Below are 23,794 nucleotides of genomic sequence, written 5' to 3' on the forward strand. Positions count from 1 at the left end.
AAATTGCTGAAATTGCAGGCAAAAACAGAAATATGACTTGCCCGTGACGGGCCGTGGTCGCACCATTTCCGTATCGAGTACCTGACATGAGGCTTGAATGCGGATCATCAGCGATGCGGAGAAGATGCTTCTGGGTCACGGTCTGACGACGGCCGAGATCCTCTACCGGATGCCGGACTGCCAGAAGCTTTTACAGACCTTCACCTGGCAAGAATACGACACAGCGCCGGAATTTCCCCGGTTGCACGCGTTCCTCGAATTCTGGCGCGACACCCTGGACGGGCCGTTGCACTCTGTGCGCTACTCGCACCAGCACCTGGTTCGTCCGGGAGAGTGGCGCAATGTCGATGGGATGCTGACCCTTCATTAGCAGAGGGGCGGCGGCAACGCCAATTGGGCGCCGCCGCACCACCCTGGGCAACCGGAAAATGGCCATTCGAGCCATACATCGGGCGATCGGGCACCGGTGAGTCGTAGTTGACGTTACGTCACCGCGTTGAAAGCGCTTGCTTGGAAAAAATTAAATCTGTTTAGCGTCACCGCGTCGCACATGGGGGCGGCCACTGGGAACGAGGGAAAACATGCTCAAAGAGTTCAAGGATTTTATCGCGCGCGGCAATGTCATGGACATGGCGGTCGGCATCATTGTCGGGGCGGCGTTCACCGCGATCGTGACCTCCATGGTCAACGATCTGATTCAGCCGATCATTGGTTTGATCCTGGGTGGCGTCGATTTCTCGAACTACTTCATTACGCTGGACGGCGGCGAGTACAGCACGCTGGCCGCGGCCGAGGAAGCGGGTGCTGCCACTTTCAACTACGGCAAGTTCATCACCGCGCTGATCAACTTCCTGATCATCGCCTTCGTGGTTTTCCTGCTGGTCAAGGGTGTGAACCGCGTGAAGGAAGCCACCGCGAGAGAGGAGGAATCCGAGGAACTGGCGCCCGCCGGCCCCACCTCGGAGCAGCTTCTGGCCGAGATCCGGGACCTGCTGGCCAAGCCCGCGGCCTAAACCAGCCAGAGTCCGAGGTAGAGGACCGCCATGCCGCCGACGATGGCGGCGATCATCGACTTCGTCGCGGCGCCGATCATCAGCGCCGCGGCAGCCGCCATCATCCGCGCCGGATCCGGCTGTCCATCTGTCGCCGCAGGCCAGACGACCAGCGGTGCGACGAGCCCCGGAAGAACCGCAACGGGCACATAGCGCAGGCAGCGCAACACGAACGGGTGCAACTGGCGATCCCCGATCAGACCCAGGAAAGACAGGCGGATCAGGTAGGTGCCCACGCCCATGCCAGCGATCAGCAGCCAGATCTGGCCATCGGTCCAGCTGCTCATACCCGGACCTCCCGCGGGTGAGAGCCGGGGCCCCAGGTTTCCACGGCTGCCCCTGTCAGCATTGCGAAGAAGGCGGCGATCAGCAGGCCAAGGCTGAATGGGATCCACGCCAGCGCCAGCGCCAGCACGACCGAAACCAGCGCGGCCGAGACATGCGCCAGGCTTTTCAGTTGCGGCGCGACGAGCGCCAGGAAGGTGATCGGCACCGCGAAGTCGAGGGCGAATTCCTCGGGGATCGCAGCGCCCGCGACTGCGCCGACATAGGTGAATGTGTACCATAGCGGGCAGACCGCGAGGACGGCTCCGGTATAGAACGCCAGCTTGTCCTGCAGGCCGAGGCCCGGCCGCTCCTGGAAATAGGCGATCGAGGTGCCATAGGTCTGATCGACCAGCGTGTAGGCGATCAGCGCCCGCTGCCAGAGCGGCGCATGGCCAAGGTGTGGCGCCAAGGACGCTGAGTACATCGCCATCCGTAGGTTCACGGCCAGCGCCGTGACAAGCACCACCAGCAACGGCGCGTTGTCCGAGATCAACTGGATCGCCGTGAACTGTGATGCGCCCGCGATCACAAGCGCGGTCATCGCCATCGTCTGGCTGATGTCGAGCCCAGCCTCGGTCGCCAGCACGCCGAAGAGCATTGCGAAGGGGATCAGGACCAGCAGGAAGGGCAGGCCGCCGCGAAAGCCGGCGACGAAATGGGTGCGGGCGTTGTTCATGGCATTCCGCCTACTCCTGCGGCAGAGGATTGTAAAACCATCTTCCGTGATCTTGCCAATCGCGGATCGTGGTGGTTTCGTGCCGCCGACTGGAGGCCCCATGCCCGATCTTCCGATCCTGCCCGATCCTGACGACCCGCGCCTGACCCGCCCTGTCGAGGCCATCGACCAGCATGGGCAGGCGCAGGAAATCCGCGTGGTGGAGGAACGGCCGCTGACGATCTATCTCAACAGTCAGGAAATCGTCACCGCGATGACGATCGGCGATCACCCCGAGTTTCTGGCGGTGGGGTATCTGCGCAACCAGGGCATGCTGCTGGACAGCGACGAGATCACCGGCGTCAGTTTCGATGACGAGGTCGAAGCCGTCGTCGTCCGTACCGCCCGCGCCACCGATTACGAGGACAAGCTGCAGCGCAAGACCCGGACCTCGGGCTGCGCCGTGGGTACGGTTTTCGGCGACATGATGGAGGGGCTCGACGGCGTCACACTGCCCGATGCGCGGGTGAACACCTCGGAACTCTACGCGCTGGCGCACGAAGTGAACACACTCCCGAGCCTTTATCTGGCAGCCGGGGCGATCCACGGCACGGTCCTGTGCCAGGGCGGTAAGGTGCTCGTCTACATGGAGGATGTTGGCCGCCACAACGCCGTCGACAAGATCGCCGGATGGATGCGGCTCGAGGACGTTCCCGGCGCGGACAAGGTGCTTTACACGACCGGGCGTCTGACCTCGGAGATGGTGATCAAGACCGCGCTGATGGGCATTCCGGTACTGGCTTCGCGGTCAGGTTTCACCGCCTGGGGGGTGGAGATCGCGCGACAGGTCGGGCTGACGCTGATCGGCCGGATGCGCGGGCAGCGCTTCCTGTGTCTCTCGGGCGAGGAGCGGCTGGTGCGCGACGCCGATCCGGGCCGCGCACCCGAGGAGCCGCGCGGTGCGCGCCGCAAGGGGGCGCGGGATGACTGAGGTTCTGGGCGTGGTTCTGGCCGGCGGCCTGGCGACCCGCATGGGCGGGGGCGACAAGTGCCTGCTGAAGCTGGGGCAGGGCACGTTGCTGGACTCGGTGCTCCATCGTTTGCGGCCACAGGTGGCCGAGGTGGTACTGAACGCCAATGGCGATACGGCGCGGTTTTCGGCGTTCGGGCTGGACGTGATCCCCGACGGGGTCGCCGACTATCCCGGGCCGCTGGCCGGGGTGCTCGCCGGGCTGGACGCTGCCGTGGAGCGGGGCTTCGATCACATCGTCACCGTCGCGGGGGATACGCCGTTCTTTCCGCGGGACCTGGTGTCGGCGCTGACAGCCGCCGCGCGGGCCGAGAACGTGCCGATCGCTCTGGCCGCGACGCCGGACGCCAAGCGGGGCATTGGGCGGCACCCGACATTCGGCCTGTGGCCGGTCGCCCTGCGCGACGATCTGCGTGCCGCCTTGGCCGAGGGCACCCGCAAGGTCGTGGCCTGGACCGACCGCCACGGCGCGGCCAGCGCCATGTTCCCGGTCGACACCCCAGAGGGCGATCCGTTCTTCAATGTGAACACGCCCGAGGATCTTCAGGCGGCGCGCGCCCGGATCGGGGCTGAGCCATGAAGCTGTACGGTGTGACCGGGCGGAAGAACCAGGGCAAGACCACGCTGGTCGAGCGGCTGGTCGCGCATTTCAGCGGGCAGGGCCTGCGCGTGTCGACGGTCAAGCACACCCATCACGGCGTAGACCTCGAGGTGCCGGGCACCGACACGCACCGCCACCGGCAGGCGGGTGCGGGCGAGGTGGTACTGGCCTCGGCATCCCGGTTGGCATTCCTGCACGAATTGCGTGGCGAGGAATGGGATCTGCCCCGGATTCTTTCGGTGATGCAATCCGCCGATCTGGTGCTGATCGAGGGCTACAAGTCCGCACCGCATCGCAAGATCGAGGTGTGGCGTGGCGCTGCCGAGCCTCCGCTGCTGCGGGAGAACGCGACGATCCGGGCGCTGGCGGGGGTCTCCTCGGTCGCGCCCGAGGGGATGCCGGTCTTCGATCCCGACGACATCGACGCCATCGCAGCGTTCATCCTGGAGGACGCCGAGGGATGAGCGAAACGCCGAAGCTGAAGAACGACTGTTTCGCGCTGCCGCCCGGCGTCGACTGGACCCCGGTGGACGAGGCGCTCGGCCTGCTTCGCACGGGGCTGGTTCCGGTTGCAGGGACGGAGAGCGTGCCGCTGGAGACCGCGCTGGGACGGATCCTCGCCGCGCCGCTAATCGCCGTGCGGGCAAATCCGCCAAGCGCTAACACTGCCGTCGACGGCTTTGGGCTGCGCCATGCAGAGTTGCCGGAAAGCGGCGAAGTCGAGCTGCCACTGGCCGAGGGCCGCTCAGCCGCTGGGGCGCCGCTCAAGAATATGCTGCCCGAGGGCCATGCTGTCCGCGTGCTGACCGGTGCGATGCTGCCTGAAGGCGTCGACACGGTTATCCTGCAAGAGGATGTCGCCGTCGAAGGCGACCGCATCCGCTTTCGCGCCGGGCTGAAGCGGGGGGCGAACTGCCGCGAGGCAGGCGAGGATGTGCCCGAGGGGGCCGAGGCGCTGCCCGAGGGGCGCGTTTTGTATCCGCAGGATCTCGCGCTGGCGGCGGCGCTCGGGCACGGCTTGGTCGAGGTGCGAATACCACTGCGCGTCGCGGTACTCTCGACCGGGGACGAGTTGCGTCCCGCCGGGGCCGAGGCCGCGCCGCACCAGACCTACGACGCCAATCGCCCGATGCTGCTGGCGCTGATCCGTGCCTGGGGTATGGAGCCAGTGGACCTTGGCGCCGCGCCGGACAGCGCCGACGAGGTGCGCGCCCGCCTGGAACGCGGCGCCGAGCAGGCCGATGCGGTGATCGCCACCGGTGGCGCTTCGGCTGGCGACGAGGATCATGTCTCGGCGGTGCTGCGCGCTTCGGGGAAGCTCTCGACCTGGCGGATCGCGATCAAGCCGGGGCGACCGCTGGCGATGGCGAACTGGGGCGGCGTTCCGGTCTTCGGCCTGCCGGGCAACCCGGTCGCGGCTTTCGTCTGCGCCTTGCTCTTCGCGCGCCCCGCGCTGTCGCTTCTGGCCGGCGGCGGCTGGCTTGAGCCGCAGGCGCTTACCGTGCCGGCGGCATTCGAGAAGCGCAAGAAGCCCGGTCGCCGCGAGTATCTGCGGGCGCGGCTTGACGCTCAGGGTCGGGCCGAAGTGTTTGCATCCGAGGGCTCGGGCCGGATCTCGGGGCTCAGTTGGGCCGAAGGGCTTGTGGAATTGCCCGACGGCGCGCTCGACGTCAGTCCCGGGACGCCGGTGCGCTTCCTGCCCTATTCCGGCTTCGGACTGTGACCGCCGCCGCGCCCTGCGCGCCGCGCAGCGAGGTCAGGGCCGCGCAGATCCACACCGGCGCCTTCTATGTCGCGATGTTCGCGGTCATGGGCGCGCACCTGCCGTTCTGGCCTGTCTGGCTGGAAGACTGGGGCCTGACGCCCGGCGAGGTCGGGTTCTACACGACGATGGGCGTCGCGACGCGGGTGGTCGCTGGTCTCGGCTTTCCCGTCCTGGCCGACCGGCTCGACCAGCGTCGGCTGGTGATGGTTGGCCTCTGCCTACTGGCGGCCGCGGTTTTCGCGGCTCAGGCGGGGATCGAGACCAAGGGTCTTCTGCTGCTGGCCACGCTGGTCAACGGTGCCGCGCTCTCTGGCGTTCTGCCTCTGGGCGAGGCGCTTGGCGCGGGGGCCGCGCGCAGCTACGGGTTCGCCTATGCGCCCGTGCGCTCAACCGGTTCGGTGTCCTTCCTCGTCACCAGTGTCGTGCTGGGGCTTTTGATCGCGCCACTAGGCGCGGATGTGGTGCTGTGGTGGATCGTCGGGTGCAGCCTGATGGCAGCATTTCTGGGCCGCAGGCATCCCGGAGGCGGCACGCTGAAAGGGCACAAGCCGCCGGCGTTATCCGAGATCGGGCGGATGCTGATGCAGCCAACCTTCCTGCTGTTCACGCTGGGTATCTCGCTGAGCCTGTCGAGCCATGCGGTCTACTATGTCTATGGCTCGGTCCATTGGCGGGCCTTGGGGATCGGCGACGGGACCATCGGGGCGCTCTGGGCGTTTTCGGTGGCGGTCGAAATCGGCGTGATGCTGTTTCTGGCGCCGTTCGCGCTGCGGCGCTTCGGAGCCATCGGCATGATGGCACTGTCGGGTGCTGGGGGCATCCTGCGCTGGGGCGCGATGATGTTCGATCCGGGCACCGGCTGGCTCTGGGTGCTTCAGATCACCCACTCGCTGACCTTCGTGGCCGGGCACCTCGGGGCCATCGCTTTCGTGCAGGCTGCCGTGCCGGAACGCTACGGCGCTTCGGCGCAGGGTGCGTTCCTTGGCCTTGGCGGTGGCGTGATGACGGCGCTGGGCATGGGGTTGGCCTCGGCGGTCTACCCGGTGGCGGGCGGCCTGACCTACGGGATCGCGGTGGCGATGTCGGCCGCGGGGTTGGTGCTGATCCTGCGGTTGCGAAGCCGCTGGCTGGGTCAGGAGCTGGACGTCTAGTCTGCCACCGCCTCGGGTGCGCTGCTGGCCTGGACCAGCAGAACATAGGCCCGGCCCGAGCGGGTATCGACGAGGTTCAGCAGGGTCTGGTCCGATGCCTCGGGGGCGACCTTGTGCAGCATGTGGTCGAACTTGCGCTGGAAGTGCAGCGCCGTGTCCCGGAAGATCGGATCGGCGCGCATCCGCTCGCGCACGGCGTCGAGCGCGCGCTGGTCGGTGATCCCGTTCAGCGGCATCAGCGCGGCGCGTTCGGCGCCGCCCTTGGCAAACTGCCGCCAGTCGGTGGCGGTCGCGGGTGCGGGCATCAGGTCGTCCATGTAGAGCCCGTTCTGCGCCAGCAGCGTCAGAGTGTCCTCGGACGAGCGCAGCAGGCGGGCAAGTTCCGGCTCGCCCATGGCGCGGGAGAGGACCGCGAAACCCTCGCGGTCGCTGGCGTCGCGAGGGAAATTGAGCGCCCGCACCGCATCATCCAGCGACAGCCCGTCATGATGATCCCGCCCGCCCTCAAGCGGTAGGTCGGGCTGGTCGCTATCCTGTCGCGACTCGGGTGCTGGCGCGGTGTCTTCGATGGGTGGGGTTTCGACCGGAGCGGGTTCGGGCTGCGGCGCAGGCTCGGGCCCGGGTGCAGGGGTGATGATCGGCCGGGCCGCGAGGACCTGCTCGGCTCGGCGCAGGGCGGTATCGGTGGTCTTGAGACGCCGTTCCAGCCCGTCGATCCGCTTTCCCAAGGCTTCGATCTCGCGCCGCAACTCCGGATCTGCGGGCGCGGCCCCGGCCTGCGCAGTCAGCATCCCGGTATAGAGCAATGCCAGCGCCCAGAACACCGCAAGCGGCAGGATCAGCGCGGCGCCAAGCCCCGCCAGCGCCAGCAGAAGCGAGATGCCGCCGGGCGCTGCGCCGCCCAGATAGCCGATGGCATAGGCAAGCACGCAGCCCGCCCAGACCGCGCTCGCGATCAGCGCGGCGCGGCGCGCCTTGGCGGGACGCCCGTCCTGTTGTTCCGGCTCTGGCAGCATCGCGGCCGGCCCCCGTTGATCAGATGTACTGCACGTCCAGGATCTCGTAATCCTTGACCCCGCCGGGGGTCTTCACCTCGACGCTGTCACCGGTCTCCTTGCCGATCAGCGCGCGCGCCAGCGGAGACTTCACGTTCAGCAGGCCGTTCTCGATGTCGGCTTCGGCCTCACCGACGATCTGGTACGTCTTTTCCTGCTCGGTATCCTCGTCGATCAGCTTGACCGTTGCCCCGAACTTGATCGAGCCGGACATGCGGGTGATGTCGATCACGTCGGCACGGCCGATGATGCCTTCTAGTTCCGCGATGCGGCCCTCGATGTGGCTCTGCTGCTCTCGGGCGGCGTGGTACTCGGCGTTCTCGGACAGATCGCCGTGCTCGCGCGCTTCGGCGATGGCGCGGATGATGTTCGGGCGTGCCTCGGACTTCAGCTGCTTCAGCTCGGCGTCGAGCTTGGCGAAACCCTTCTTGGTCAGCGGTATCTTTTCCACTCTCGTACCTCCTCAACTCTCGGAAGCCTTTTCCGGCCCCTGTCGGTGCAGCCCCGGCAGGTCCGGGGGGCGGCATTCAAAAAGGACCGCCCGTCGCCGGGCGGCCCGTCAGCCTCGAACGATAGGAGCGGATCTGGGCGAGTTCAAGCGCCGCGATGCAGCCGCCGCGCGCTTGCCGTCGCGCCGCGCGACGCTGCGTCCGCATTGACCTCGGCGCGTAGGCCCTATTACCTCAGACCAAACCGGAAGGAGGTCCCCAGATGAGCGAGATCGAGCGCGAAAGCATGGACTATGACGTCGTCATCGTGGGCGCGGGACCGGCGGGGCTGAGCGCGGCGATCCGTCTGAAGCAGCTCGACGCCGACCTGAATGTGGTCGTGTTGGAAAAGGGCTCCGAGGTGGGTGCCCATATCCTTTCCGGCGCGGTGCTGGATCCCTCTGGCCTTAACGCGTTGATACCGGACTGGAAGGAGAAGGGCGCGCCGCTGAACGTGCCGGTCAAGGACGACCGCTTTCTGCTGATGGGCGAAGGCGGGCAGATCCGGATCCCGAACTGGCCGATGCCGAAGCTGATGTCGAACCACGGCAACTACATCGTCTCGATGGGAAATGTCTGCCGCTGGATGGCCGAACAGGCCGAGGCGTTGGGCGTCGAGATATTCCCCGGCATGGCCTGTTCGGAACTGGTCTACGAAGGCGACCGGCTGGCCGGTGTGGTCGCGGGCGAGTTCGGGATAGAGAAGGACGGCACCAAGGGTGCTTCCTACGAGCCTGGCATGGTGCTGCGCGGCAAGTACGTCTTTCTGGCCGAAGGCGTGCGCGGCTCGCTGAGCAAGCAGGCCATTGCGCGCTACAAGCTGGACGAGGGTGTCGAGCCGCAGAAATACGGGCTCGGCATGAAGGAAATCTGGGAAATCGATCCCGAGAAGCACCGCGAGGGCCGGGTCGTCCACACGATGGGCTGGCCGCTGGGCAAGAACGCGGGCGGCGGGTCATTCATCTACCACGCCGAGAACAACCAGGTGTTTCTGGGCTTCGTCGTGCATCTGAACTACGAGAACCCGTATCTCTACCCCTATGCCGAGTTCCAGCGCTTCAAGACCCACCCCGAGATCCGGGAACTGCTGAAAGGCGGCAAGCGCGTAGCTTATGGCGCCCGTGCGATCACCGAGGGCGGCTGGCAGTCGATGCCGAAACTGGCCTTTCCGGGGGGCGCGCTGTTGGGCTGCTCGGCCGGTATGGTCAACGTGCCGCGCATCAAGGGCAACCACAACGCGATGTTCTCGGGCATGGCTGCCGCCGAGGCCGCGCACGAGGCGATCAAGGCAGGGCGCGAAGGGGACGAGTTGTCCGCCTATGATACAGCGGTGAAGTCCGGGCCGATCGCCAAGGATCTCAAGCCCGTGCGCAACGTCAAGCCGCTCTGGTCGAACCGGGGCCTGTGGTCATCGCTGATGCTGGGCGGTTTCGACATGTGGATGAGCAGCCTGACAGGCTGGAACCCGCTTGGCACGCAGAAGCACAAGAAATCCGACGCGCAGGCGACGGGCGAGGCGTCGAAGTTCGAGCCGATCGACTACCCCAAGCCGGACGGCAAGTTGACCTTCGACCGGCTGACCAATGTCAGTTTCTCGGGCACCAACCACGCTGAAGATCAGCCGAGCCATCTGAAGCTGAAGGATCCAGCCGTTCCGGTGCAGGTCAACCTGCCGAAATTTGCCGAACCGGCGCAGCGCTATTGCCCCGCCGGGGTCTACGAGATTGTCGAGGAAGAGGGGCAGCCGCCCCGCTTTCAGATCAACGCGCAGAACTGCGTCCACTGCAAGACCTGCGACATCAAGGATCCCAGCCAGAATATCGTCTGGTCTACGCCGCAGGGGGGTGAGGGGCCGAATTATCCCAATATGTGATCAATTTCCCAACACCTGATCGCCGGTCACGCGGGCGTTGCGCCTGTGTGTTTGCCAAGGCCGCGGTGCCGCCCTACAGTCGGTCAAAGCCTTCGTTGGAGGAGTGAGGATGAGAGCTCGCCTTTGGACCGGACTGCAGGCCTCGGCCGTGGCGCTGGCGGTGGCAATGACCGCCCCGGCTGCCGGTGCGCAAGGACTGGCCGGCCCCTATCTGGCAGGTAGCCAGGCCGATCTGCGCAATGACTATACGGCAGCGGCGCACTATTATGACGATGCGATCCGGGCGGCCTCGGAAGATGCTTCGCTGGTGCATGCCGCGATGGTGGTCAACGTGATCGCCGGCCGGCTCAACCGGGGCCTCGACATGGCCCGGCGCCTTCAGCCGATCGAGCCCGACAACCAGCTGATCTCGCTGACGATCCTCTCGGAGACTCTCCGCGAGCAGGACTATGCCGCCGCGCTCCGGTTGCTGGACGAGGACGCGAGCCAGCTGAACCCGATGTTCTCGGACCTGGTGCGCGGCTGGGCCCGGATCGGCGAGGGAGATTTCGCCGGCGGCACCGCTGTGTTCGAGGCGATGAGCAACAATGCCGCCTCGGATGTCTTTGGACGGCTTCACCTGGCCTATGCCCATGCGTTTGCCGGTGATTTCGAGACAGCGGCCACTCTGCTCGACGGCGGAGAGAACGGCCCGCTCCATATCGACCGCATGGCGATCGAAACGCATCTCGTGGCACTGAGCCAGATCGACCGTGGCGCCGATGCGATGGAGCTGATCGACCAGGTGCTCGCCAACGGCGGCGCCGATATCCAGTTCGAGCGCATGCGCGAGCGGCTCGCCAAGGGCGAGACCCTGACCTACGAGCAGGTGGCAAGTCCGTCGCATGGTGCTGCGACCGCATTCAACCTGCTCGCCGATGCGCTGGTCCGTGAGGATGCGCTGCGACTGGCGCTGTTCTACGCCCGCCTCGCGACGCATATCCGCCCGACCTACGACCAGGCAACCACCCTCATTGGCGACATCCTGGCCGAGCAGGGCCAGGAGGAGCTGGCGATCAGCACCTTCGAGGAAGTCGCGCCGGGATCGCCCTGGTATATCCCCGCCGAGATCGGCCGCGCCTCGGCGCTGGAACGGGCGGGCCGGGTCGACGAGGCCATCGAGGTTCTGTCGAACCTGGCGCGCGAAGAGCCCGAAGTGATCTCGGTGCACACGGCGCTGGGCGACACCTTGCGGAACAACGAGGAATTCGGCCGGGCGGTGGATGCCTACAGCGCGGCGGTCGCGCTGGTCGACGAGGTTGAGCAGCGGCACTGGCGCCTCTACTACGTACGTGGCATCTGCCTCGAGCGCACCGACCGCTGGGACGAGGCCGAAGCCGACTTCCGCACCGCGCTTGAGCTCAATCCGGACCAGCCCAGCGTGCTGAACTATCTCGGCTATTCGCTGGTCGAGCTGCGCCGGAACATGGACGAAGCGCTCGACATGATTGAACGCGCCGTCGCGCAGCGTCCGCAGGACGGCTACATCACCGACAGTTTGGGCTGGGTCTACTACCGCCTTGGTCGTTTCGACGAGGCCGTCGCCCCGATGGAGCGTGCGGTCGAACTGGCCCCCGTCGATCCGGTCATCAACGATCACCTCGGTGACGTGTTGTGGATGGTTGGGCGAAAGCTCGAGGCGCGGTTCCAGTGGAAGCGCGCGCTTTCCTTCGAGCCCGAGGAGGACGAGGCCGAGCGGATTCGGCGCAAGCTGGACGTCGGTTTGGACACAGTGCTCGAGGAGGAAGCTGCCGCCGACGAGGAGAAGACGGCCGAGACCGTCAGCGGCAACTGACGCGCATCCCGCCGTGACCGGACCCCGGGAAGTGGCTCGCCTTGCGCGGGCCAAGATCAACCTTGCGCTGCACATCACAGGGCGGCGAGAGGATGGTTATCACCTGCTCGACAGTTTTGTCGTTTTCGCCGATCTCGGCGACACCATAAACGCCCGCGCAGCGCCTGAAACGCGGTTGAGGATCACCGGACCATTTGCGGCCGGGTTGAGCGCCGGGCCGGACAACCTTGTCAGGAAAGCCGCCGCGCTCATGCCGGATTGTCCTGCCGACCTGACGCTCGAAAAGATGCTCCCGCTCGCCGGGGGCATCGGAGGCGGCTCGGCGGATGCGGCGGCCGCTCTGCTCGCGCTGGCAGACCTCTATGGTACGCCGTTGCCTTGTTCCGAGGACGTCCTCGGCCTTGGCGCTGATGTTCCGGTCTGCTTGAACGGTCGACCGATCCGAATGCGTGGCATCGGAGAGGAGCTTGAGCCGGTTCCTCCGCTTCCAGATCTTTGGTGCGTGCTGATCAACCCGGCGGTGGAATGCCCAACCGGGCCGGTATTCCATGGGCTGGCCCGCCGCGACAACGCGCCCCTGCCTGCTTTCCCAGATGCGTTTCCTGACCCGGGCTTGCTGGCAGACTGGCTTAGGAACACGCGCAACGACCTGGAGGCGCCCGCACTGGCACTCGTGCCCGTGATCGGTGCGGTCCGTGAGGCACTCGCCGCGCAACCGGGTTGCCTGCTCGCGCGCATGTCCGGGTCCGGCGCGACGGTGTTCGGGCTGTTCGGCGACGAAGTGGCCGCACGAGCGGCAGAGACGGCGATATCGGCTGCCGCGCCAGAGTGGTGGTGCCGGGCGGCGCGCGTCTCGAGCTAGCGCTGCGCCGGTGGCATGCGGGGGCCTCCGTCGGGAGTATTTGAGGGATTGAGAAGGCTCGGCCGCCTGTCAGGCGACGCGCGATACCACGAATTCGGCCAGGTCCGCCAAGTTGTCGCGCAGCGGATGCTCGGGGATTGTGGCGATTGCCTCCCGCGCCTCGTTGGCGCGGGCGAGCGCGCGGTTCCGGGCGGCGCGCGTCTCGAGCTAGCGCTGCGCCGGTGGCATGCGGGGGCCTCCGTCGGGAGTATTTGAGGGATAGAGAAGGCTCGGCCGCCTGTCAGGCGACGCGCGATACCACGAATTCGGCCAGGTCCGCCAAGTTGTCGCGCAGCGGATGCTCGGGGAGTGTGGCGATTGCCTCCCGCGCCTCGTTGGCGCGGGCGAGCGCGCGGTTCCGGGTTTCCTCGAGCGCGCCGTGGCGCTGCATCAGAGCCTGCGCGTGTTCAAGGTCGCCATCACGCTGGTCTCCGCGCTCGATCACGCGGGTCCAGAAGGCGCGCTCCTCTTCGTCGGCCTTCTCAACCGCGAGGATCACGGGCAGCGACATCTTGCGCTCGCGGAAATCGTCGCCGGTGTTCTTGCCGAGGCTCGCGGTGACGCCGCCGTAGTCGAGCAGGTCGTCGACGATCTGGAAGGCGATGCCCAGAGCGTCACCATAGGTCCGAAGCGCGTCGACATGATCTTCGGGCGCGCCGGAGATAACGCCGCCGACCTCTGTCGCTGCCGCGAACAGGGCGGCAGTCTTGCCTCGGATCACTTGAAGATAAGTGTCCTGGCCGGTGCCAAGGCTGCGCGCGGCAGACAGTTGCAGGACTTCACCTTCGGCGATCACGGCGGCTGCGTTGGCGAGAATGTCGAGCACTCGCAGACTGCCTGTCTCGACCATCAGCTGGAAGGAGCGCGCAAACAGATAGTCGCCGACCAGCACCGAGGACTGGTTGTCCCACAGCAGGTTCGCGGTCGGGCGGCCGCGCCGCTGGGTGCTCTCGTCGACGACGTCGTCGTGCAGCAGCGTCGCGGTATGGATGAATTCGACCGTGGCGGCGAGACGCACATGGTGCTCGCCCTCGTAGCCGCAGAGCCGGGCTGCAGCGAGGGTCAGCAGCGGGCGCAGACGCTTGCCGCCGGCTTCGACCAGATGCCGGGTGACTTCGGGGATTCGCGGGGCGTGTTCCGAGGCCATGCGCCGGGCGATCAGCGCATTCACCGCCTCCATGTCAGGGGCAAGCGCGCGCTGCAGGCTTTCGAAGGCTCCGGTGGATGTGGTCTTCACGTTCGATCCCGTGCGTTAGTCTCGACGGCCCCGCAGCGGGTCGCTAGATTGCGCCCCATGGAGGAAATCCTGCGCACCACGGACCCGACGTTGATCCCTTTCGCCAGCGCCCTGCTGCGCGCCGAGGGTATAGAATGCTTTCCGATGGACGTCCACATGAGCGTCATGGAAGGCTCCATTGGCATATTGCCGCGGCGGCTGATGGTGCGGCGCACCGATGCCCACCGCGCACGGATCATCCTGACCGACAATGACATCGAGCTTCCCGCCCGCCGCTGAGTTCGCCGACGATGCCCTGACCGAGGACGGCTTCCTGGGGGGGCGCGTGCGATTACTGCAGCCGAAGCGCGGCTATCGCGCGGCCACCGATCCGGTGTTCCTTGCGGCCGCCGTGCCGGCGCGGGCCGGCGAGACAGTCCTGGACCTGGGCTGTGGTGCGGGCGCGGCGCTGATCTGCCTGGGCGTCCGGGTGCCGGGCCTAAGCCTGACGGGGCTGGAACAACAGCCGGTCTACGCCGCGCTCGCCAGGCGCAACGCGGCTCTCAACGGGCTCGAAGCCGACGTGGTCGAGGGCGACGTCGCCGCGCCGCCGGCGAGGCTTCGGACGCAAAGCTTTGATCACGTGATCTCGAATCCGCCCTTCTTCGCGGCTGGAAGCGGAACCTCGGCCGGGGATGCGGGGCGTGCTGCTGCGCATGGCGAGGGATCGGCCGACCTGGCCTGTTTCATCGATCTCGGGCTTCGGCGATTGCTGCCGGGCGGTAGCTTGACGCTTGTGCACCGGACCGAGCGGCTTGGCGATATCCTCTCGGTGTTGGCAGGGCGGGCGGGGGACGTGCGAATCCTTCCAATCGCCCCGCGCCCGGGACGCCCTGCCGGCCGTGTCATCGTCCGCGCGCTAAAAGGGCGCGCCGCGCCTCTGAAACTGCTGCCGCCGTTCGAGGTTCATGCTGGCATCCGGCACGAGGCGGATGCGCCGGATTTTTCACCCGCCGCTCAATCGGTTCTGGCACAGGGCGCGCCGCTCGATCTGGGCGACTGACCGCTGCCCGCCGCATTCTCGCGACAATACGTGATCTCGCAGGTGACAGAACGATGAATTCGTGATGCAATCCGGAGTCGCGAGGGATTACGTGAGAGAAGGAGAGACTGAATGAGCCTGAGTTCCCACCTGACCGAACTCCGCAAGAAACACGAAGTCCTGTCCCGAAAGATCGAAGAGGAACAGCGCAGTCCGGGTTCCGATGATCTCGAAATTACCGACCTCAAGCGCCAGAAGCTCCATCTCAAGGAAGAGATCGAGCGAATTTCACACCAAATGTAGTTGTTTTGCGCGTGTGGCCGGGGTCGGCCACACGCCATTCACGCCGCGTCGCTCTGACGCCGGGCGGCCCCTGCCTTCAGGAAATCCACCATCGCCTTGACCCAGCCCGGATTGTTTACGGGCGTGTCCAGGCTGTCGAGCGCGGGGCCGAGCACCTCGGGAGGGACCTTCTCGCCCAAACGGCCGGAGGCGAGATCGCGCAGCAGCTCGGGCGTGTATTCCGGGTGTGATTGGATCGAGGCCGCATGCGGCGAGTCGAGATCGCCATATGCCAGCACCGCGAACGGGCAGAACGCGTTCGCCGCGACAATGTTCGCCCCCTCGGGCAGGGCCACAACCTGGTCTTGGTGAATGGCGATGCCGGACCAGCGTTCGGGCAGTCCGGAGGTCCAGGCCGGGGCCGACTGCATGGCATACTCCTGAACGCCAAGACCCCAACCGCGGGCCGATTTCTCGACCCGGCCGCCGAGAGCCTGTGCAAGGATCTGGTGGCCGAAGCAGACGCCGAAGACCGGTATCCGCTGCGCCACTGCCGCGCGCAGGAAGTCCTCGAGGGGCGGGATCCACGGATGGTCCTCATAGGCGCCGTGGCGCGAGCCGGTGACGATCCAGCCGTCGGCATCCTGCGGATCGCCCAACGGCTGGCCGCCGTCGACGTCGATCTTCACGGTCTCGATCGACGGATCCTGGGCCTGCACCAGCCGGGCGAAGATGTCGCCATAGTCGCCGTGCCGTGCGGTCACGTCGTCAGGCAGGTCGCCGGTCTTGAGGATGCCGATTCGCATGTGGACGCCTCCGTTGCTCCGCTTCATATGTGGCCAAGCCTGCGGGTGGCGGCAAGAGCGAGATGGTGGGCGGTGGCTCTGAACGACACAGGCCGGCGCATGACGCCGGCCTGGCCATAGTCGGGCTTGAGAAGGTCAGACGAAGTACTGGCCGCCGTTCGCCGAGATCGTCGCGCCGGTAATGAAGCCTGCGTCATCTGCTGCCAGGAACAGCACCGCGCGCGCTATTTCCTCGGGCTCGCCCAGGCGGCCGACCGGGATTTGCGGGATGATGCGCTCGTTCAGCACCTTCTCGTCGATGGCGCGGACCATCTCGGTGCCGATGTAGCCCGGGCAGATCGCGTTGACGGTGATCCCGGCACGCGCGCCTTCCTGCGCCAGGGCCTTGGTGAAGCCCAGATCGCCCGCCTTGGCCGAGGAGTAGTTTGCCTGGCCCATCTGCCCCTTCTGGCCGTTTATCGAACTGATGTTGATCACGCGGCCGAATTTGCGCTCGCGCAGGCCGGGCCACAGGGGGTGGGTCATGTTGAACAGGCCGCTGAGGTTGGTGTCGATCACCTCGCGCCACTGCTCGGGGGTCATCTTGTGGAACATCGCGTCGCGGGTGATACCGGCATTGTTCACCAGCACCTCGACCGGGCCGAGATCGGCTTCGACCTGCTTGAGGCCCGCGGCGCAGGCATCGTAGTCGGCGACCGACCATTTGTAGGTCTTGATGCCGGTCTCGTCGGTGAACTTCTTGGCGGCCTCGTCGTTACCGGCATAGTTCGCGGCTACGGTATAGCCCGCGTCCTTGAGCGCGATAGAGATCGCCGCGCCGATTCCGCGCGAGCCCCCGGTGACCAGTGCAACTCGTCCCATTCTTTCCCCCTTCTTTTTTGCAGGTGAAGTCTCAGATGAAGTATGGGCGCGCCTCAGCGCAGCGCGCCCGTGGCCCGTCCCAAGGACCGGCAGTAGTCGATCCAGCCTCTGACCCTGCTCGGGTCGGCAGGGTTCAGGAGGCGCTTGCCCCAGCGTTCTTGCAATTCAGTGTAGACCGGCGACAGCGTGTTGACGGGGTCGGCATAGCCCTCGGCACCGGCCTGCCGGACGGCGGCACGGGCCAAGGCGGCGGTTCCCTGTTCGTAGAAGTCGATACTGCGATACCCGATGTGGTTGCGCTCTTCGATGATGGCGAGACCCCGGAAGATCGTCGCGCATTCGGTCAGCCGGACCGACAAAGGTGTCACCGTTTCCCCGGTCTGCGCGACGGCCCCGGGCGCGATGAGCGTGGCAGATGCCAGCAAGGCCGCGCCGGCCACGATTTGGATCGGATTCGATTTATGCACCAGTCGTCCCCTCCGGAATGCCGCCCGCGATGCCAGTGGCGCGGGCTTTGCCGCGAGTGTAGCCCATTCCGGAGCCGTTCGCGCAAGCCTTTGTTCTGAAAGTTCCTTTGAAACCTGTCAAAGCGGGCTGGCCCGCAGGGTGAAAGTGATCGGCAAATCGGCGCGGTCGCAGCGCAGGACGATGATCTCGTCCGTGGTCATGACGGCGGTTGTACGGACATGAAGCGTGCGTTCTTCCATCGGCTCTCCTGCACCGCGCGCGGCATGCTGCGCGCGCATCTGGTCGATCAGATCGAGGCAGTTCTGCCAGTCGATACCGGTGATCGTCAGCGGATCCGTATCCGCGGCAACCTGCGCCGCGTTGCAGAGTATCATCCCCACCAGAGCGGCGCGCGCAGGCATAGCCAATCGACACGCATGCGACATCATTCCAGCACCCCCTTGTCGCGCCCCAAGGCACGGCAGTAGTCGATCCAGTCCGTGTTCTCGGAGAGCCGCAGCGGGTTGGCGAAACGGCCGTTCCATTTGCTCTCCATCTGCGCGTAGATCGGGCTCAGATGGATCTCAGGCGTGCTGTGGCCCTCTGCCTCGGCCTGGACCAGCGCGGCCTCGGAGAACCTGATTGCGGCGTTCCGTGCCGAGGCGACCTCGCCCGCATCCTTGCCGCGCCGTTCGCCAATATCGGCTACTTCGCCATAGATCGCGGCGCACTCGACTAGGCTGGTCGAAATGGGTTGCCGGTGCTGCGCCACGGCAACCGAAGTCACCGTGGGCAGAAGCAGCGCAAACGCACTGGCGCGGAGCATTCTCCGGCCGGTGCGCTGCGTCATGGTCAGTCGCGCTCGACGCAAAGGGCGACACCCATGCCGCCGCCGATGCAGAGCGTGGCGATACCTTTCTTGGCATCGCGGCGCTTCATCTCGAAGAGCAGGGTGTTGAGCACGCGGGCGCCGGAGGCGCCGATCGGGTGGCCGATGGCGATCGCGCCGCCGTTGACGTTCACCTTCTCGGGATCCCAGCCCATGTCCTTGTTCACCGCGCAGGCCTGGGCGGCGAAGGCCTCGTTCGCCTCGACCAGGTCGAGGTCATCGACCTTCCAGCCGGCCTTCTCCAGCGCCTTGCGGCTGGCGTGGATCGGGCCCACGCCCATGATCGAGGGGTCGAGACCGGCGGTCGCGTAGCTGGCGATCCGGCCCAACGGCTCGATGCCACGCTTCTGCGCTTCCTCGGCGGTCATCAGCAGGGTGGCGGCAGCACCGTCGTTCAGGCCCGAGGCGTTGGCGGCGGTAACGGTTCCGTCCTTGGCGAAGGCCGGGCGCAGCTTCTGCATCGACTCGAGGTTGGCGCCGTGACGGATGTACTCGTCCTTGTCGACCACGATCTCGGCCTTGCGGGTCTTGACGGTGAAGGGGATCACCTCGTCGTCGAACTTGCCTGCCTTCTGGGCGGCCTCAGCCTTGTTCTGGCTGGCGACGGCGAACTCGTCCTGCTGCTCGCGGCTGATCTGCCACTGCTCGGCGACATTCTCGGCGGTGGTGCCCATGTGGTAGTCGTTGAACGCATCCCACAGGCCGTCCTTGATCATCGTGTCGATGAACTTCATGTCGCCCATCTTCTGCCCGGCACGCAGGTGCGCGGCGTGCGGCGACAGCGACATGCTTTCCTGGCCGCCCGCGACGACGATGTTCGCATCGCCCAGCAGGATGTGCTGCGCGCCCAGTGCGACCGCCCGAAGGCCCGAGCCGCAGACCTGGTTGATGCCCCAGGCCGCGCTTTCCTTTGGCAGACCGGCGTTGATGTGCGCCTGCCGGGCCGGGTTCTGGCCCTGACCGGCGGTAAGCACCTGGCCGAGGATGGTCTCGGACACGTCGGCGGCGTCGACGCCCGCACGCTCCAGCACAGCCTTGATAACGGCAGCGCCCAGCTCGTGGGCGGGCGTGTTGGCGAAGGAGCCGTTGAAGCTGCCGACTGCGGTGCGGGCCGCAGAGGCGATCACGATGTTGGTCATGTCCAATCCCTTGGTCTGTTTCCGCCGAGTAGTCGCGCGGGGTGGGTCCCCGTTCATGCTGCGGCGCAACATACCGGATCACCGGTCCCCACCCCAACGCGCAATCCGTCGCAGGGCAGCCTAGGACGTTCGCAGGAGGAATTCCACCACAGGCTGCCAGACCTCGGCTGGGGCTTTCGCCCCGGTGATCATGCCGACGTGGCCGAGCTTCGGGCGCAGCTGTTCGGCGCCGGGCAGAACGCGCGCCAACGCCCCCGCGGCGGGCAGTTGCGCAATCGAATCGCCGGTCCCGGTCACCACCAGCGAGGGCGGTGTGTCTCCTGGCCGCCCACGCGTGCCTTTCAGGACATTCTCGAGATGCCAGTCGACCAAAAGCGTCTCGGCGGCGGGGCCTGCCATCGGCACGCCGTCCGCCAGCCAGTCCTCGAGCGCGACGAACAGTTCCGCCTGCGGGCTGTCCGCAGGCAGCCCTGCGAAGCGGCGGAACTTGCGGGCGGCCATGATCGGATCGACCATCGCAAAAAGATGCTGGAACACAGTCACGGGGACTGTGCCGAATGCATCGGCGAGCGCCCGGATCTGCATCCGCAGCCGCTGCGTTCCCATCTGCCGCGCCGCGGCACGGACCGCGAAGGGCGCGCCCTGAGTCGCATCGAAATCCCAAGGGGCCCCGATCGTCACCAGGGCGCGCGGGCCCGGCACCTGCATTGTGTGGACTGCGGCCAGCGTGCCGCCCATGCAATAGCCCAGAAGCGCCGGAGGTCGTCCACCAAGCACCTGCGCCACGGCCAGCGCCGGGGTCAGGCGCTGCGCGACATAATCAGACAGGTCGAACCGCGCCTCGGCCCGGCCCGGCGTGCCCCAGTCCAGCAGCATCGGCCGCACCCCTGCCGCTGCCAGTGCCCGGATCAGTGATGTCCGGGGGGTAAGATCCAGGATGTAGGCCCTGTTGATCAGCGAGGGCACCACCAGCACCACCGGACCGGCGGGATCAGTCGCCTCTGGCACCGCACCATAGTCCAGCAACCGCGTGCTGCCCTGCGTCCAGAGTGCGGGCGGCTCGTGCATGGTGCGGCGGTAGGGGTGCCGCTGCCAGGCCTCGATCCCCCGCAGCATTGCAAGCAACCTGTTGGCGGATTCGCAGGCCACGTCAATCGGTTGGGGCGGTGGTGCGTTGAATTCGGGCAGGGCAGGGTGCCAGGGAAAGCTGTCTTCGGCGGCGTTCGGCGCCGCGAGGATTGCCTGCAGATAGGCCGTCACCGCCGAGCCCAGGTGGAAGACGAGCGGTGTGGGGTGGCCGATACGGTGCGCGGCGGGGGCGCTCATGCCCCTCCGGAGGGATGGCGCGTCCCGGAGGTTGCGAGCAGGCTCAGGTGCCGCTCCCACAGGTCGAGATAGCGCTGGGCCGCCGTTTGCCGGTCGCGTGGCGTCGCGGGCCGTTCGGTGCGGCTGTCGTTGGGCCTGGGATCGGTTCGGTCTGTATCGGTCATTGTCGCCCGATTACCACGCACCGCGCCTTCGCGTATGCAAAAATGTCGTTGCGGCGCGGAAACACGCGGTGCTATGCAAAAAACATCACCCAGGGAGGGGCTCATGGCGCGCGCACGCACGGAAACCGACGAGCCGGTCATCATAAAGAAATACGCCAACCGGCGTCTCTACAACACGCAGAAGTCGGCCTATGTCACGCTCGAGAATCTGGCCGAGATGGTCCGGAACGAGGTGGATTTCGTCGTCCGCGACGCGAAATCAGGCGAGGACATCACTAGGTCGGTCCTGACGCAGATCATCTTCGAGGAAGAGGCGAAGGGCCACACGATGCTGCCCGCCAATTTCCTGCGCCACCTGATCCGGCTTTACGGCGACACGCTCCAGGGCGTGGTGCCAGGCTATTTGGAAGCTTCGATGGAGACGTTCCTGCGCAACCAGGAAAAGCTGCGCGAGCATGTCACCCAGGCGCTGGGCTCGAATCCGGCGATGGCGAATTTCGAGGCGCTGACTCGGACCAACATGGAACTCTACGAGAATGCCATGCGGATGTTCACGCCGTTCTCTATGCGGGGCGAGCGGGACAAGGCCGAGGCGACCGAAGACGAGCGCAAGCGGGGCGAGTCCAAGGACATGGAGTTGGAAGAGCTGAAGACGCAGCTCAAGTCCATGCAGGACCAGTTGTCCCGGCTGGTAAAGGACAGCTGACCCAGCCCTAGCCGGCGGCGCGTCGCGTGGTCGGACCCTCGCCCGGCAGCGCGTCCAGCGGCGGGCCATATAGTTTGCCCTGCATCGCATCGACGCCCAGCCGCCGCGCGCAAGCGGCATCCTCGGGGTTGGCGATAAACTCGATCACCGAGACCATCTCGAAATGGCGGGCCAGGTCGACCAGCGCGCGCACCAACGCCTGTGCATCACGATCCCGTGCCAGCCCGTCGCCATAGCTGCCGTCGATCTTTACGATGTCGAAACGCTGCTGTCGGAACTGGGCGAAGCCTGTGCGTCCGGCACCGAAATCGTCAAGCGCGACGCTGACGCCCAGCCGGTGCAGTTCGGCGACGAACTGCGTGCGGGCCGGGTCCTCTTGCTTCCCGTCCTCGGCCAGTTCGACGATCATGCGATACCCAAGGTCGGGCCCCTGGCGGGTTGCTGCAGCCAGATCCCCGAGCCAGCCGTCGCTTTCACAAGTGGCCTGGCCGGCGTTGATCGCCAGCCGCAAGTCCGGCTGCCGCCGCAGCGCGGCAAGCGCCTGGCGCAGCACCTCGCGGTCCAGGGTGGCGGCGAGCGAGGTGCCGGCGAGCGCCGGCAGGAATTGCGCCGGGGCCAGAAGGCCGCCGTTCGCTGTACGCACCCGCACCAGAGCCTCGTGGAAGGCGACCCGTCTTGTATCGCGTGCGTCGACGACCGGCTGATAGGCCAGTTTGACCCGCCCTTCGGCCAGGGCTCGGAGCACCATCGAGCGGGTCGCGCTGCCCCCAACGTGCCCCTTCAGGAGTGCGGCTGCATCGTGTTTCCGGGCTTGGATCTGCTTGGTCTTCATCGGTCGCCTCCGTCCGTCCGGGCCTTGTGTCCGGATGCAGCGACATTGCGCGCTTCCACTTAAGCGTCCGTGAATATTGCGGTTTTGTTCTAAAAATGTTCCCATCCCGCAAAAGGAGCCCGAGATGACTGAACGTTGCCCCTGGTGCGGGGATGACCCGCTATATGTTGCGTATCACGATACGGAATGGGGCGTTCCGGAATACGACTCGAGGGCCTTGTGGGAGAAACTTGTTCTCGACGGTTTCCAGGCCGGGCTTGCCTGGATCACGATTCTTCGCAAGCGCGACGCCTTCCGCGAGGCTTTCGCCGGTTTCGACCCGGTCCGGGTCGCTCGGTTCGACGAATCGGATGAGGCCCGCCTGCTGGCCGATCCGGGCATCGTGCGGCACGGCGGCAAGATCCGCGCCGCGATCAAGGGCGCGCAGATCTGGGAGAAGATCGAGGAACGCGAGGGGTTCGACAGCTACCTCTGGCGCTACACCGACGGCAAGCCAATCCAGAACAGCTTCGCCAGCATGGCCGAGGTCCCGGCGCAGACGCCGCTTTCGCAGCGGATCTCGAAGGACCTTAAGGCCGAAGGTTTCACCTTTGTCGGGCCGACCATCGTCTACGCCTTCATGCAGGCAGTCGGAATGGTCAACGACCACATCGTGAACTGCCCGCGTCATGCCGAAGTGGCGAAGCTGGGCTAGGCCCTGCTGGTCAGATCCCGGCGTCGATCAGTCTGGTCAGAATCGCGCGGGCACTGTCCGACTCCCAGTCGGCTCCTCCCTGTAGTCGGGCGATCTCGTTGCCTTCGCTGTCGACGATCACTGTGATCGGCAGGCCCAGAACGCCCATCTGACGTGCAGCCTGCTGCTTGGGGTCCAGGTAGGTCTCGAGCGTCTCGACGCCGACGCCCTTGTTGAATTTCTTGATGCCCGCAAGACTGTTGCGGCCGGTGGCGATGGCGATCACCTCGAAGTCCGGACCGGACATCTCGGCGTTCAGCGCGTCGAGCGAGGGTTTCTCATGCCGGCAGGGGGCGCACCAGGTAGCCCAGAAGTTCAGCACCCGCAGCTTGCCGTTGCTGTCGGCCAGCGAGACGGGGGTGCCCTCGGCGGTCTCCCAGGTGATCTCGGGCGTCTCGCGCGGGCTTTCGTGGATCACCAGCTTCTTCATGTCTCCGTCACGCAGGTCGGTCAGCTCGGCGCGCATCTCGGGCGTCAGCGGCGCGGCCCAGCCGGGGTTTGCAGAGACGGCGGCGGCTGCGTATAGAAACGCCGCAAGAACGGGCCGCGCAAAGCGCTGCGGGGTCGTGTTCCGGGGTCGGGTCATGGGGCCTGCCTCTTTCAAATCTCGACCGGGGTA

Annotated in this window: 30 protein-coding genes; 15 read left to right on the top strand and 15 right to left on the bottom strand. The window is 66.3% G+C overall.

Going from position 1 to position 23,794, the window contains the following annotated elements:
- The first annotated feature begins 97 nt into the window (after nucleotides 1-97).
- Nucleotides 98-370, top strand: coding sequence for an usg protein (locus ACW9UR_RS01445; protein ID WP_458915117.1), 273 nt, complete (start codon nucleotides 98-100; stop codon nucleotides 368-370).
- A gap of 211 nt (nucleotides 371-581) precedes the next feature.
- Complete coding sequence (gene mscL / locus ACW9UR_RS01450) at nucleotides 582-1,013, top strand: large conductance mechanosensitive channel protein MscL (protein WP_458915118.1); 432 nt, start codon at nucleotides 582-584, stop codon at nucleotides 1,011-1,013.
- Here mscL and ACW9UR_RS01455 read toward each other — a convergent pair.
- Together ACW9UR_RS01455 and ACW9UR_RS01460 are read right to left on the bottom strand one after the other, a co-directional pair.
- Nucleotides 1,010-1,339 carry an AzlD domain-containing protein gene (locus ACW9UR_RS01455; RefSeq protein WP_458915119.1) on the bottom strand — a complete coding sequence of 110 codons (330 nt, stop codon included), beginning with the start codon at nucleotides 1,337-1,339 and terminating at the stop codon, nucleotides 1,010-1,012. The two genes, mscL and ACW9UR_RS01455, sit on opposite strands and share 4 nt — an antisense overlap.
- The gene (locus ACW9UR_RS01460) at nucleotides 1,336-2,055 is read right to left on the bottom strand and encodes an AzlC family ABC transporter permease (RefSeq protein ID WP_458915120.1); all 720 of its coding nucleotides are present in this window, start codon (nucleotides 2,053-2,055) and stop codon (nucleotides 1,336-1,338) included. Before ACW9UR_RS01460 ends, ACW9UR_RS01455 begins: the two co-directional genes overlap by 4 nt.
- Nucleotides 2,056-2,155: 100 nt before the next feature.
- Between ACW9UR_RS01460 and ACW9UR_RS01465 the strand changes: the two genes are divergently transcribed.
- The 5 genes from ACW9UR_RS01465 to ACW9UR_RS01485 are packed head-to-tail and all read left to right on the top strand — an operon-like array spanning nucleotide 2,156 to nucleotide 6,581.
- Complete coding sequence (locus tag ACW9UR_RS01465) at nucleotides 2,156-3,025, top strand: formate dehydrogenase accessory sulfurtransferase FdhD (protein ID WP_458915121.1); 870 nt, start codon at nucleotides 2,156-2,158, stop codon at nucleotides 3,023-3,025.
- Nucleotides 3,018-3,644, top strand: coding sequence for a molybdenum cofactor guanylyltransferase MobA (gene mobA / locus ACW9UR_RS01470; protein WP_458915122.1), 627 nt, complete (start codon nucleotides 3,018-3,020; stop codon nucleotides 3,642-3,644). The genes ACW9UR_RS01465 and mobA overlap by 8 nt, the downstream gene beginning before the upstream one ends.
- Nucleotides 3,641-4,129: a molybdopterin-guanine dinucleotide biosynthesis protein B gene (mobB, locus tag ACW9UR_RS01475; RefSeq protein ID WP_458915123.1), complete on the top strand. Its 489-nt coding sequence runs from the start codon at nucleotides 3,641-3,643 to the stop codon at nucleotides 4,127-4,129. Before mobA ends, mobB begins: the two co-directional genes overlap by 4 nt.
- A complete protein-coding gene (locus ACW9UR_RS01480) occupies nucleotides 4,126-5,388 on the top strand; it encodes a molybdopterin-binding protein (protein WP_458915124.1) in 1,263 nt (420 codons plus the stop codon). Before mobB ends, ACW9UR_RS01480 begins: the two co-directional genes overlap by 4 nt.
- On the top strand, nucleotides 5,385-6,581 hold the full coding sequence (locus tag ACW9UR_RS01485; RefSeq protein ID WP_458915125.1) for an MFS transporter: 1,197 nt from the start codon (nucleotides 5,385-5,387) through the stop codon (nucleotides 6,579-6,581). The genes ACW9UR_RS01480 and ACW9UR_RS01485 overlap by 4 nt, the downstream gene beginning before the upstream one ends.
- Here ACW9UR_RS01485 and ACW9UR_RS01490 read toward each other — a convergent pair.
- Together ACW9UR_RS01490 and greA are read right to left on the bottom strand one after the other, a co-directional pair.
- Nucleotides 6,578-7,597, bottom strand: a complete 1,020-nt coding sequence (locus ACW9UR_RS01490) for a hypothetical protein (protein WP_458915126.1) — start codon at nucleotides 7,595-7,597, stop codon at nucleotides 6,578-6,580. The genes ACW9UR_RS01485 and ACW9UR_RS01490 overlap by 4 nt on opposite strands.
- Before the next feature lie 19 nt (nucleotides 7,598-7,616).
- The gene (gene greA / locus ACW9UR_RS01495) at nucleotides 7,617-8,087 is read right to left on the bottom strand and encodes a transcription elongation factor GreA (protein WP_458915127.1); all 471 of its coding nucleotides are present in this window, start codon (nucleotides 8,085-8,087) and stop codon (nucleotides 7,617-7,619) included.
- Nucleotides 8,088-8,347: 260 nt separating this feature from the next.
- Here greA and ACW9UR_RS01500 point away from each other — a divergent pair, with 260 nt between their 5' ends.
- The 3 genes from ACW9UR_RS01500 (at nucleotide 8,348) to ACW9UR_RS01510 (ending at nucleotide 12,693) form a co-directional block, all read left to right on the top strand.
- A complete protein-coding gene (locus tag ACW9UR_RS01500; RefSeq protein WP_458915128.1) occupies nucleotides 8,348-9,997 on the top strand; it encodes an electron transfer flavoprotein-ubiquinone oxidoreductase in 1,650 nt (549 codons plus the stop codon).
- A 109-nt stretch (nucleotides 9,998-10,106) separates the two neighbouring features.
- Nucleotides 10,107-11,831: a tetratricopeptide repeat protein gene (locus ACW9UR_RS01505; RefSeq protein WP_458915129.1), complete on the top strand. Its 1,725-nt coding sequence runs from the start codon at nucleotides 10,107-10,109 to the stop codon at nucleotides 11,829-11,831.
- A 13-nt stretch (nucleotides 11,832-11,844) separates the two neighbouring features.
- Nucleotides 11,845-12,693: a 4-(cytidine 5'-diphospho)-2-C-methyl-D-erythritol kinase gene (locus ACW9UR_RS01510; protein WP_458915130.1), complete on the top strand. Its 849-nt coding sequence runs from the start codon at nucleotides 11,845-11,847 to the stop codon at nucleotides 12,691-12,693.
- Nucleotides 12,694-12,973: 280 nt separating this feature from the next.
- Here the strand turns inward: ACW9UR_RS01510 and ACW9UR_RS01515 are convergent, their stop codons facing one another.
- Complete coding sequence (locus tag ACW9UR_RS01515; protein WP_458915291.1) at nucleotides 12,974-13,912, bottom strand: polyprenyl synthetase family protein; 939 nt, start codon at nucleotides 13,910-13,912, stop codon at nucleotides 12,974-12,976.
- A gap of 114 nt (nucleotides 13,913-14,026) precedes the next feature.
- Between ACW9UR_RS01515 and ACW9UR_RS01520 the strand changes: the two genes are divergently transcribed.
- The 3 genes from ACW9UR_RS01520 (at nucleotide 14,027) to ACW9UR_RS01530 (ending at nucleotide 15,293) form a co-directional block, all read left to right on the top strand.
- On the top strand, nucleotides 14,027-14,248 hold the full coding sequence (locus ACW9UR_RS01520; RefSeq protein WP_458915131.1) for a putative signal transducing protein: 222 nt from the start codon (nucleotides 14,027-14,029) through the stop codon (nucleotides 14,246-14,248).
- Nucleotides 14,220-15,011: a tRNA1(Val) (adenine(37)-N6)-methyltransferase gene (locus ACW9UR_RS01525; RefSeq protein WP_458915132.1), complete on the top strand. Its 792-nt coding sequence runs from the start codon at nucleotides 14,220-14,222 to the stop codon at nucleotides 15,009-15,011. The genes ACW9UR_RS01520 and ACW9UR_RS01525 overlap by 29 nt, the downstream gene beginning before the upstream one ends.
- 111 nt (nucleotides 15,012-15,122) lie before the next feature.
- Complete coding sequence (locus ACW9UR_RS01530) at nucleotides 15,123-15,293, top strand: YdcH family protein (protein WP_458915133.1); 171 nt, start codon at nucleotides 15,123-15,125, stop codon at nucleotides 15,291-15,293.
- Between the two features lie 38 nt (nucleotides 15,294-15,331).
- On the opposite strand, the gene ACW9UR_RS01535 is transcribed toward ACW9UR_RS01530, so the two are convergent.
- The 8 genes from ACW9UR_RS01535 to ACW9UR_RS01570 form a co-directional block, all read right to left on the bottom strand.
- Nucleotides 15,332-16,078 (bottom strand): type 1 glutamine amidotransferase, encoded by a 747-nt coding sequence (locus ACW9UR_RS01535; RefSeq protein WP_458915134.1) that lies wholly within the window; start codon nucleotides 16,076-16,078, stop codon nucleotides 15,332-15,334.
- Between the two features lie 135 nt (nucleotides 16,079-16,213).
- Nucleotides 16,214-16,939, bottom strand: coding sequence for an acetoacetyl-CoA reductase (gene phbB, locus ACW9UR_RS01540; RefSeq protein ID WP_458915135.1), 726 nt, complete (start codon nucleotides 16,937-16,939; stop codon nucleotides 16,214-16,216).
- A 53-nt stretch (nucleotides 16,940-16,992) separates the two neighbouring features.
- Nucleotides 16,993-17,406: a hypothetical protein gene (locus tag ACW9UR_RS01545; protein ID WP_458915136.1), complete on the bottom strand. Its 414-nt coding sequence runs from the start codon at nucleotides 17,404-17,406 to the stop codon at nucleotides 16,993-16,995.
- A gap of 117 nt (nucleotides 17,407-17,523) precedes the next feature.
- A complete protein-coding gene (locus ACW9UR_RS01550; RefSeq protein WP_458915137.1) occupies nucleotides 17,524-17,808 on the bottom strand; it encodes a hypothetical protein in 285 nt (94 codons plus the stop codon).
- A 23-nt stretch (nucleotides 17,809-17,831) separates the two neighbouring features.
- The gene (locus tag ACW9UR_RS01555; protein ID WP_458915138.1) at nucleotides 17,832-18,212 is read right to left on the bottom strand and encodes a hypothetical protein; all 381 of its coding nucleotides are present in this window, start codon (nucleotides 18,210-18,212) and stop codon (nucleotides 17,832-17,834) included.
- Between the two features lie 26 nt (nucleotides 18,213-18,238).
- Nucleotides 18,239-19,414: an acetyl-CoA C-acetyltransferase gene (locus ACW9UR_RS01560; RefSeq protein WP_458915139.1), complete on the bottom strand. Its 1,176-nt coding sequence runs from the start codon at nucleotides 19,412-19,414 to the stop codon at nucleotides 18,239-18,241.
- 120 nt (nucleotides 19,415-19,534) lie between these two features.
- A complete protein-coding gene (locus ACW9UR_RS01565) occupies nucleotides 19,535-20,740 on the bottom strand; it encodes an alpha/beta fold hydrolase (protein ID WP_458915140.1) in 1,206 nt (401 codons plus the stop codon).
- A complete protein-coding gene (locus tag ACW9UR_RS01570; RefSeq protein WP_458915141.1) occupies nucleotides 20,737-20,904 on the bottom strand; it encodes a hypothetical protein in 168 nt (55 codons plus the stop codon). The genes ACW9UR_RS01565 and ACW9UR_RS01570 overlap by 4 nt, the downstream gene beginning before the upstream one ends.
- 103 nt (nucleotides 20,905-21,007) lie before the next feature.
- Between ACW9UR_RS01570 and phaR the strand changes: the two genes are divergently transcribed.
- Nucleotides 21,008-21,610 (top strand): polyhydroxyalkanoate synthesis repressor PhaR, encoded by a 603-nt coding sequence (gene phaR, locus ACW9UR_RS01575; protein ID WP_458915142.1) that lies wholly within the window; start codon nucleotides 21,008-21,010, stop codon nucleotides 21,608-21,610.
- 7 nt (nucleotides 21,611-21,617) lie between these two features.
- Here the strand turns inward: phaR and ACW9UR_RS01580 are convergent, their stop codons facing one another.
- Nucleotides 21,618-22,442: an EAL domain-containing protein gene (locus ACW9UR_RS01580; protein ID WP_458915143.1), complete on the bottom strand. Its 825-nt coding sequence runs from the start codon at nucleotides 22,440-22,442 to the stop codon at nucleotides 21,618-21,620.
- A gap of 124 nt (nucleotides 22,443-22,566) precedes the next feature.
- On the opposite strand from ACW9UR_RS01580, the gene ACW9UR_RS01585 reads away from it, so the two are divergent.
- Entirely contained in the window at nucleotides 22,567-23,136 is a 570-nt protein-coding gene (locus tag ACW9UR_RS01585; protein WP_458915144.1) for a DNA-3-methyladenine glycosylase I, read from the top strand.
- A gap of 10 nt (nucleotides 23,137-23,146) precedes the next feature.
- Here ACW9UR_RS01585 and ACW9UR_RS01590 read toward each other — a convergent pair whose 3' ends face one another.
- Complete coding sequence (locus tag ACW9UR_RS01590; RefSeq protein WP_458915145.1) at nucleotides 23,147-23,761, bottom strand: TlpA family protein disulfide reductase; 615 nt, start codon at nucleotides 23,759-23,761, stop codon at nucleotides 23,147-23,149.
- Nucleotides 23,762-23,794: the final 33 nt, after the last annotated feature.

The organism is Halovulum sp. GXIMD14794 (assembly GCF_054457455.1).

Excerpts from the sequence above, each read along its gene's own strand:
- ACW9UR_RS01500 (WP_458915128.1), top strand. The coding sequence starts at position 8,348 with ATGAGCGAGATCGAGCGCGAAAGCATGGACTATGACGTCGTCATCGTG.
- mobB (WP_458915123.1), top strand. The coding sequence starts at position 3,641 with ATGAAGCTGTACGGTGTGACCGGGCGGAAGAACCAGGGCAAGACCACG.
- ACW9UR_RS01565 (WP_458915140.1), bottom strand. The coding sequence starts at position 20,740 with ATGAGCGCCCCCGCCGCGCACCGTATCGGCCACCCCACACCGCTCGTC.
- ACW9UR_RS01445 (WP_458915117.1), top strand. The coding sequence starts at position 98 with ATGCGGATCATCAGCGATGCGGAGAAGATGCTTCTGGGTCACGGTCTG.
- ACW9UR_RS01515 (WP_458915291.1), bottom strand. The coding sequence starts at position 13,912 with ATGGAGGCGGTGAATGCGCTGATCGCCCGGCGCATGGCCTCGGAACAC.
- ACW9UR_RS01530 (WP_458915133.1), top strand. The coding sequence starts at position 15,123 with ATGAGCCTGAGTTCCCACCTGACCGAACTCCGCAAGAAACACGAAGTC.
- phaR (WP_458915142.1), top strand. The coding sequence starts at position 21,008 with ATGGCGCGCGCACGCACGGAAACCGACGAGCCGGTCATCATAAAGAAA.
- mscL (WP_458915118.1), top strand. The coding sequence starts at position 582 with ATGCTCAAAGAGTTCAAGGATTTTATCGCGCGCGGCAATGTCATGGAC.
- ACW9UR_RS01465 (WP_458915121.1), top strand. The coding sequence starts at position 2,156 with ATGCCCGATCTTCCGATCCTGCCCGATCCTGACGACCCGCGCCTGACC.
- ACW9UR_RS01535 (WP_458915134.1), bottom strand. The coding sequence starts at position 16,078 with ATGCGAATCGGCATCCTCAAGACCGGCGACCTGCCTGACGACGTGACC.
- ACW9UR_RS01555 (WP_458915138.1), bottom strand. The coding sequence starts at position 18,212 with ATGCTCCGCGCCAGTGCGTTTGCGCTGCTTCTGCCCACGGTGACTTCG.
- ACW9UR_RS01480 (WP_458915124.1), top strand. The coding sequence starts at position 4,126 with ATGAGCGAAACGCCGAAGCTGAAGAACGACTGTTTCGCGCTGCCGCCC.
- ACW9UR_RS01505 (WP_458915129.1), top strand. The coding sequence starts at position 10,107 with ATGAGAGCTCGCCTTTGGACCGGACTGCAGGCCTCGGCCGTGGCGCTG.
- ACW9UR_RS01490 (WP_458915126.1), bottom strand. The coding sequence starts at position 7,597 with ATGCTGCCAGAGCCGGAACAACAGGACGGGCGTCCCGCCAAGGCGCGC.
- ACW9UR_RS01550 (WP_458915137.1), bottom strand. The coding sequence starts at position 17,808 with ATGCCTGCGCGCGCCGCTCTGGTGGGGATGATACTCTGCAACGCGGCG.
- phbB (WP_458915135.1), bottom strand. The coding sequence starts at position 16,939 with ATGGGACGAGTTGCACTGGTCACCGGGGGCTCGCGCGGAATCGGCGCG.
- ACW9UR_RS01455 (WP_458915119.1), bottom strand. The coding sequence starts at position 1,339 with ATGAGCAGCTGGACCGATGGCCAGATCTGGCTGCTGATCGCTGGCATG.
- ACW9UR_RS01590 (WP_458915145.1), bottom strand. The coding sequence starts at position 23,761 with ATGACCCGACCCCGGAACACGACCCCGCAGCGCTTTGCGCGGCCCGTT.
- ACW9UR_RS01520 (WP_458915131.1), top strand. The coding sequence starts at position 14,027 with ATGGAGGAAATCCTGCGCACCACGGACCCGACGTTGATCCCTTTCGCC.
- ACW9UR_RS01580 (WP_458915143.1), bottom strand. The coding sequence starts at position 22,442 with ATGAAGACCAAGCAGATCCAAGCCCGGAAACACGATGCAGCCGCACTC.
- ACW9UR_RS01570 (WP_458915141.1), bottom strand. The coding sequence starts at position 20,904 with ATGACCGATACAGACCGAACCGATCCCAGGCCCAACGACAGCCGCACC.
- ACW9UR_RS01460 (WP_458915120.1), bottom strand. The coding sequence starts at position 2,055 with ATGAACAACGCCCGCACCCATTTCGTCGCCGGCTTTCGCGGCGGCCTG.
- ACW9UR_RS01525 (WP_458915132.1), top strand. The coding sequence starts at position 14,220 with ATGACATCGAGCTTCCCGCCCGCCGCTGAGTTCGCCGACGATGCCCTG.
- ACW9UR_RS01585 (WP_458915144.1), top strand. The coding sequence starts at position 22,567 with ATGACTGAACGTTGCCCCTGGTGCGGGGATGACCCGCTATATGTTGCG.
- mobA (WP_458915122.1), top strand. The coding sequence starts at position 3,018 with ATGACTGAGGTTCTGGGCGTGGTTCTGGCCGGCGGCCTGGCGACCCGC.
- ACW9UR_RS01560 (WP_458915139.1), bottom strand. The coding sequence starts at position 19,414 with ATGACCAACATCGTGATCGCCTCTGCGGCCCGCACCGCAGTCGGCAGC.